The 9010-nt window shown below is 29.0% G+C and carries 3 protein-coding genes; all 3 read left to right on the forward strand.

The window, feature by feature from the left end; genetic code table 11:
- The first annotated feature begins 15 nt into the window (after window positions 1-15).
- The 3 genes from QM495_RS12515 (at window position 16) to QM495_RS12525 (ending at window position 8863) form a co-directional block, all read left to right on the forward strand.
- A complete protein-coding gene (locus tag QM495_RS12515; protein ID WP_408672453.1) occupies window positions 16-2469 on the forward strand; it encodes a TonB-dependent receptor plug domain-containing protein in 2454 nt (817 codons plus the stop codon).
- Between the two features lie 212 nt (window positions 2470-2681).
- Window positions 2682-7622: a LamG-like jellyroll fold domain-containing protein gene (locus QM495_RS12520; RefSeq protein WP_408672454.1), complete on the forward strand. Its 4941-nt coding sequence runs from the start codon at window positions 2682-2684 to the stop codon at window positions 7620-7622.
- Window positions 7623-7969: 347 nt separating this feature from the next.
- Entirely contained in the window at window positions 7970-8863 is an 894-nt protein-coding gene (locus QM495_RS12525; protein ID WP_408672455.1) for a hypothetical protein, read from the forward strand.
- Window positions 8864-9010: the final 147 nt, after the last annotated feature.

Consider the following 9010-nt stretch of genomic DNA (forward strand, 5'->3'; position numbering starts at 1 on the left):
TATATTTAGTTAGTTATGAAGGTTTTAGGTATTGTTTTTCTTTTTTTTATGACACTTTCTGTGAAGGCTCAACAAATAAAAGTAGTAGAAAGAGGAACAAATTTTCCGATTGAAAATGTAACCATCTATAATGATGCTAATAATTGTATCGTTTATACAAATAAAAAAGGTATTGCAGACCTATCAACATTTAAAAATTTTGATATAATTTCCTTCAATCATTTATCATATATTGAGTATGAAATTTTGAAAAAGGAATTAACTAAAATTAATTTTGTGGTGCATTTAAACAAAAATGCTGAACAGTTGGATGAGATAGTTTTATCAGCTTCAAAAGGAAAAGAAAGTAGAAGTAGAATTGCAGAACAAATAGATATAATTTCAAAAGAAGAGATAACTAAATTAGCACCACAAACTTCAGCAGATTTGTTAGCAAATATGCCAGGTGTTAAAGTACAAAAAACACAGTTTGGTGGAGGAAGCCCAGTTTTGAGAGGAATGGAAGCTAACCGTGTTTTATTAGTTGTTGATGGAGTTCGAATGAATAATGCAATATATAGAAAAGGACATTTACAAAACTCCATAACAGTTTCACCGAATATAATTGAAAGAACAGAAGTTATTTTTGGACCATCATCCGTAATTTATGGTTCTGACGCTCTTGGAGGTGTAATTCATTATTATACAAAAACACCTAAAACTAGTAATATAAACAAAGTAAATACATCACTTTATTCTCGTTATAGTTCGGCTAATAATGAAATTACTACAGAAGGAAATATTGAGCTAAGATTTAAAAAATGGGCTTCTTATACGAGTATTTCACATAGTAAATTTGGCGATTTAAAAATGGGAAAAAATAGAACTCATGGTTTTAATGATTGGGGAAAGGTTTTTGACTATTCAACAAATACCAATACTTTTTACAGTCAAAACCCAACAGAAAACAAAGATGAAAATATCCAAAAAAATACAGGATATAATCAAACAGATATTTTACAAAAAATAGCCATCCCGCTTTCAAATAAAAGTAATATACTTTTTAATTTTCAATATTCAACTTCATCAAATATTAATAGGTTTGATAAATTAGCTACTTATAGTGGAGATGAATTAAAATATGCCGAATGGTATTATGGGCCGCAAAAAAGATTGTTATTATCGACTCAATTAAAAATAGAACCAAATAAAAAATGGCTTCAAAAAGGAACTTTAACGGCTGCTTTTCAAAACATTAAGGAATCTAGAATTAATAGAAAGTTTTCTAGCTTAGATCGTTATTATGCTTTTGAAAATGTTGATGTTTACAGTTTAAATGGCGATTTTTTTGTTCCACTAACCAATACTAAAGATAGAATTATGTCGTATGGTTTTGAAGTAACTTATAATGAAGTAGCTTCAAATGCGTTTGGCAAAACTTTAACTATTGAAGGAAATTCAATAATTGATTTAAGCGATAAATTTATTGAACAATCACGTTATCCTGATGGTGGGAGTTCATATACAAGTATTGCTTCTTACGTAAATTACAGACAAAATATTAGCAAAAAATCAACACTAAACACAGGAATTCGTTTTGTAAATACACAGCTAAATGCAACGTGGATTGAAGATACTTTTATAACATTACCAGATTTTGATATTTCATCAAATAATTCAGCAATAACAGCTACAATTGGTTATGTGTATAAACCAACTGTTAATTGGCAGTTAAATAGTATAATTTCATCGGGATTTAGATCACCAAATATTGATGATGTTGGAAAAGTAAGAGAAAAATCAGGGAATGTAACCGTGCCAAATATTTATTTAAAACCAGAATATGCTTATAGTTTTGAAACAAGTGTTTTAAGGTATTATAATAATAGAAAATTTCACACAGGTTTAACTTTATATTACACACTTTTAGATAACTATATTACACGTGATTTTTTTGAAATTAATAATTCTTCAACAATTGTATATAACGGTGAAGAAGGGAATGTAATGGCTAATGTGAATAAAGGGAATGCTTATATTGTAGGAAGTACATTTAGTTTTAAAGGTAATATAAATTCAAATTGGACTACTAATGGCTCAATTACTTATACAAAAGGTAAAGCGTATGATACCAAATTACCTTTATCATCTATCCCTCCATTGTTTGGTAATTTAGCCATTAGTTATCATAACCAACGTTTTCAAGCTGGATTCAATTGGAAATTTAATGCTAAAAAAAGTATTAAAGATTACAATTTAATTGAAGGAATTGATAATGAAGAGCAAACACCATTTAATAGCTTAACTAACACTTATTATGGTAGCCCTAGTTGGAATACTTTTAGTTTCAATTCAAATTATAGGGTTAATAATAGTGTTACTGTATTTTTAAATATTGATAATATGTTGGATGCTCATTATAAAGAATTTGCATCTGCAATTAGTGCATCTGGAAGAAATTTATCAATATCATTTCTAGTAAATATTTAATTTTATGTCTGATAATTAGGAAGTTAATTAATTTTTTAATAATTTAGTTAATTCAAAAACCCCTAATATTATGATTCGAAAACTACGCCAATCCCAATTCCAACTACTTTTTTATATAAAAACATTTGTTAAGAAGTTATTAAATTAAAACAAACTTTTAAATAGGTTCAATAACCTAATTGAATTTTAAAATAACATTAAACCCCTATGTTATGAAAAAATTAATACTTTATTTTTTTATTTTTTTATTTTTTTCAGCTGTAACTTATTCTCAAACGGTAATTCATACTGCTGATTTTGAATCGAGTCTTGATGGTTGGACACAAAGTTCATCCGATGATTTTGATTGGACTATACAATCAGGAGGAACCCCTTCTAGTGGAACCGGACCAAATTTAGCTTCTTTAAATAGTTGGTATTTATACGCAGAAATGTCTAGCCCAAGAGCAACAGGCGATGTAACAATAATTACAAGTCCAACAATTGATTTAACTTCTTATACAAGTCCAACATTAACATTTGATTACCATATGTATAGTAGTAATTTTAGTTCAGATGTTGGTACTTTAGATGTTGAAATAAATGTTAATGGAGGTGGTTGGACTACAAATATTTTTTCTAAAATAGGAAGTCAAAATTCTTCACAAAGTAGTTGGATAACTGCAACAATTGATTTAACAGCCTATCAAGGAAATTCAATTCAGTTAAGAGTTATAGCTACAAGAGCTGGAAGTTGGAGAGGGGATATTGCTTTTGATAATGTAAAAGTAACGGGGTTTTTAAATAATGTTCAAGAAATGGACATCACAGGTTTAGGAAATGCTATTAATGATGGAGACACAACACCAACCACAACAGATGATACAAATTTTGGTTCAGTTAATGTAAGTTCAGCAGTAGATCATACATTTACTATTAAAAATTTAGGGAACTCAAGTACAACATTAAATTTAACAGGAGCACCAATAGTTGCTATAAGTGGAAATGCTGCTTTTACCGTTCTAACACAACCTTCCTCCAATTCAATAATTGGAGGAAACTCACTAACTTTTATAATACGTTTTTCACCAATAGTAATTTCAACAGTAACAACTATTATTTCAATTGATAATGATGATAGTAATGAAGATCCATATAATTTCACAATTGAAGGAACTGGAGTTACACCATTAACAGCAGGACCCGGAGGAATTACGTCTGATTTAAAATTGTGGTTAAAGGCAAATGATGGATTGGCATATTCCGATGGTCAAAGTATTTCTTTATGGTCAGATCAAGGAAGAGGTTCAAATGCTACTGTAAATACAGCAGGGCAAGAACCTACATATAGAGATAATGTTTCTTATAATGTAAATTTTAATCCCGTAGTTGATTTTGATAATAGTTATAATCCGGTTGCTGTAGATGATGACTTCTCTTTTGATGATACAAGTACACAGTTTTTAGAAGGAGTTGGTGGTTTATACACTCAAGATATTTTTGTAGTACTTATTCCAGATGTAACTGTAAATTCTACATTTGGAAGTATGGATATTTTTTGTGGGGATGAAGATATTACATCTGATCAAACTGATGCAACAGGTATTGGATTAGGAGCTTATACTGCAAGGTTTTCTTCAGAAATTTTGTGTTATGCTGTTGGTACCACAAGTTCTGGAGATGGTTATGGAGTTGCTGAAATTGGTACAGGTAATACTTATAGTAATGTTGGAATACTAAATGCTAGAAATAATGTAGCAGTTTCTCAACAAGAATTATACTATAATGCTAATAATATTGGAACAAATCAAAATGACATAGCAGATTTTTCTAATATAAATAATTCTCGTTATTGGATTGGAAGAAGTGAAGGTTGGGAAGCAAGTACTGATGCTAGAATTGCTGAAATTATTACCTATTCTTCACGACAAGATGATGCAACAGAACGAAATAAAATAGAGGGTTATTTGGCCATTAAATATGGAATTACATTAGGTATAAACGGCGCAAGTCAGGATTATGTAGATTCTGCTGGAAATGTTATTTGGGATGTTTTAGTAAATACTGGATTTAATTATGATATTGCTGGAATTGGACAAGATGATGACTCTGAATTAAATCAAAAACAATCTAAAAGTGTAAACTCAGGAAGTATAGTAGCTATTGGATTAGGTGAAGTTACGAATACAAATAATGCGAACTTAAATAGTTTTTCAACAAATTTAGATTTTTTAGTTTGGGGAAGAAATAGTGGTAACTTTAACACCAGTGCTGAAGTAGCTCAAAGTATAAATTTAAGTAATTCTACAACAACATTTACACCAGTTTCAAGAAAATGGAAAATTTTAGAAACTCAAAATGATGTACCTGAAGTTGTAATTTCTATTGTTACTTCAGATTTAACTAGTAATATTCCGTTAGCTGCAAATGAAGAATATATGTTAGTTGTATCGGACAATTCAAACTTTAATCCATCAGATATAATAGATGTAGTTCCGTTAACAACAAACGGAACTAATTCAGAAGCATGGTATGATTTTGACGGGACAAAATATTTTACAATTGCTAAAGCTACTAGAGTTGTAGAAAAACGACGTGTAGATTTTACAACTGGAGAATTTTTATTGGGAGATAATAATTTAGAGCTAACAACTAATTTTACAGTATCAGCTTGGGTAAAAAACAATTCAAATGGAGGTAGCTTTATTTCAAAAGGAAATGGTTATAATTTTAAAATAAACGGAAGTAATCAAGTTGAAATAGATTGGAACGGAGCTACAAAAGTAACCTCAACAAATACTATTGATTCAAATTGGCATCATGTAGCATTAACCTATAGCGGTGGAACAGCAACTTTATATATTGATGGAATTTTAGATATTACGGTAAGCTCATTAGCAAATCCAACTAGCTCAACAAATAAATTTACAATAGGGGCTTTATATACTAATAAAACAACTGTTAGTTCTTTTGATGGTGCAATAGATGAAGTTAGATTATGGAATGCAGCTTTAACAATAACGGAGATTCGTTATATAATGAATCAGGAAATTGAAGAATTTAGCACAAATGTAGATGGAGAGATACTACCACAAAGCATTACAAAAAATGACATAAGCTCAAGAGCTTGGAGTACTTTACAAGCCTATTACGATATGAATTCATTTTATGGAACCACTATAGAAGATAATTCAAACAATAAAAATTGGGTACGTATAAAGTACTTAACTAAAGATAAACAATTAGTTGAAAATCAAACAGCACCATTACCTTATGAATCTACCGCGAACGGAAATTGGGATACAGCAGCAACTTGGTTAAATAATACAGTTCAATATTTACCAAATACTACTTTAAATGGAACAGTTGTAGATTGGAATATTGTTGAAACTAATAACAATGTAAATACTACTAGAAATATTACTGTTTTAGGGTTGAAAAACAACTCAAATGAATTATCTATAAATGCTGATAATTCATTAACGGTATCACATTACCTTTTAGTAAATGGTTTTATAGATTTTGATGGAGAATCTCAATTAATTCAAACAGAAGGAAGTGATTTAGACGAAGATAGTGGAGGTTATATAGAACGAGATCAACAAGGTACAGCCAACAGTTTTAATTATAATTATTGGGCATCTTCGGTTGGGGCTATTGGAACTGGTGCAGGAAGTAATAATGCAAATTATGCACTTTCAGGAATTTTAGAAGACGGAACTGATGACTTAAATCCAGGAGTTATTAACTTTCAAGCTTCTTATACAGCAGCAGATACGGGTGTTACATCTCCAATAGTACTTAGCTCTTATTGGTTTTATACGTTTAATGGAACAAGTAACGATTATAATTCGTGGACTTCAATTGATGAAAACACGCCATTAAAAGCAGGTGAAGGTTATACAATGAAAGGATCTTCAGGAAACCTTCCTATAATAACTAATCAAAATTATGTATTTAAAGGAAAGCCAAACAATGGAGATATTACATTGCCTATAGCAGTTGGTAATGATAGATTAATTGGGAATCCGTATGCTTCAGCTATTGATGCTGATGAGTTTATTAAGGATAATATTAAAGAGACTATCAATAGTAAAGTTGGGAGAAATATAGCTAATGTTTTTAATGGAGCTTTGTATTTTTGGCATCATTTTGGTGAAGAGAACTCACATAATTTAAAAGATTATGTTGGGGGTTATGCAACTTATACTTTAATGGGAGGTACGCAAGCAATCTCAAACGATAGTAGAATTAATGATGATTTAAGCACGGGAGGAAAAGTTCCAGAAAGATACATTCCTGTGGGTCAAGGATTTTTTGTAAATGCATATCTTCCTTCTAGTTTATCAGGCACCACAGCTACTATTGATGGTGGTAATATTGTGTTTAAAAATAGCCAACGAATATTTAAAGTTGAAGGATCTAATGCTGGAAATGGATCTGTATTTTTCAAAACAAGCTCAAAGAATAGTAATAAAATTCCTAAAACTAATACTGATTCTAGGTCAAAAATTAGATTAATTTTTGACTCACCAACGGGTTACCACCGTCAATTATTAATTGGAACTGATCAAAACGCCTCTAATAAGTTTGATATGGGTTATGATGCCCCAATTGCTGATATTGGAAATGAAGACATGTTTTGGGTTGTTGATGAAGCTAAATTTGTAATTCAAGCGGTAACAAATTTTAATAAAGATCAAGAATTTCCAATAGGTATTAAAATTGAAAGTGAAGGAAAAATAAGTATTAAAATAGATACTTTAGAGAACATTAATGAAAATACTTCAATATATATTAAAGATAATTTGACAGGAGAAACGTATAATATAAAGAAATATCCCTTTGAAGTAAACTTAGCACAAGGTGAATATTTAGATAGATTCACTTTAGTATTTCAACCACGTATAAAAACATTAAAAGAAGTAACTTTAGACGATGGTATTTTCGTTTACATGAATAATAAAACTTCAGAATTACATGTAAAAAGAATTGTAGATACAGAGATACATCGTATTTTAATATTTAATTACTTAGGCCAAATTGTAGCAACTTTTTCTGAAAACTTTAATGAAAGAGAATTTTCAATTCCATTAAAGAAAATCTCAGGTGTTTATATTGTTCAATTAGAGACAATTAATGGTACTATTTCTCAAAAAATCCTAATCAATTAATTTAACATAAATCACTAAATTTTTTATTAAAAACACTAAAATCAGCATTTTTAGTGTTTTTTTATGTCTTAAATAGTACGTTTTTACAAATACGTGATAAAATAAACATAAATAAATAGTCTGTTTTTAGATGTAAACGCTATTAAATACAAATAAATGGTATGTTTTTATCAACAAATGGTGAAAAATTTGTTTTTTTGTTGGATTTATCAAAAAAAATGCTATAAATTTATGTAGTATGATAAAAGATAAAATAACCTTAAATAAAAAAAGAGTAAATGAACAAAAATTAAAAAAATATATTTTTTAATCTAGTTTTTCTAACAAATATCTTACAACCCCATGTTATGAAAAAATCACTTAGCTTACTAATTTTAGTCTGTTGTTTTTCGGTAACAGTATTCTCTTTAAATATAAATTCTACGATTACTAAAGTAGAAAAATCAATATTCCAAAATCTTGATACAGATGATGTACGTCCAAAATTCAGAATTGGTTTTAATGCTCCTCAAATAGATCATCGCCAATTATTATTAACAATAGATGAAAACGCAACAGACGGTGTTGATTGGGGATATGACGCACAATTATATCAAGTATTAAATGACGATATGTATTGGATTATTAACAATACTAAATATGTAATTCAGGCAACAAATTATATAACCATTGATAAAGAATTTAATTTAGGTATTATCACATCAAATGGAGGTGATATAACTATAGGGATAGATGCAATAGAAAACCCAATTGAAGGATTTAAGGTCTGTTTAAAAGATAAAGAGTTAAATATAATTTATGACATTCAGGAAGTAGATTATCAAATTACATTAGCAGCAGGTGAGTATCATAATAGATATGCTTTAGTTTTTGTAAGTACACAAAGTAGTATTGATGAAGATGATTTAGGGTTGGATCTAGATATTATTAATGAAGGTGAAGGAGAAGATTCTTCTGTGAATGAAATAAATGAGACTATTAAAAATGAAGCATTAAAGCATCAATTTAAAATGTATATTGTAAATGGGAGCAATACGTTAACTATTAGAAATAAAGAATTTATAAAGGTAAATAACCTTGTTTTATATAATAAATTAGGGCAAGTAACTCAAGTTTGGAGTACAAATTTAAACCAAGAGCAATTTTGCTTATCTGTTAATGTAAAAAAGGGAGTTTATATCATCCAAGCAATTACTGAAATAGGAAATATATCGAAAAGAGTTGTAATTAACAATCTATAATCAGGTTATAAACCTAATTTAATCAGCAGATTATTCATAAAAATAGGCTATTTGTTTATTGAATTTTAATATAATAGTATTTTTTAAAAAAATGCGCTATTATTGCATAACCCAATTATAATGAGTAATCTATGTTTTCTAAACCCC

This window comes from Lutibacter sp. (assembly GCF_046055765.1).
In the GTDB taxonomy this organism is placed as follows: Bacteria; Bacteroidota; Bacteroidia; order Flavobacteriales; family Flavobacteriaceae; genus Lutibacter.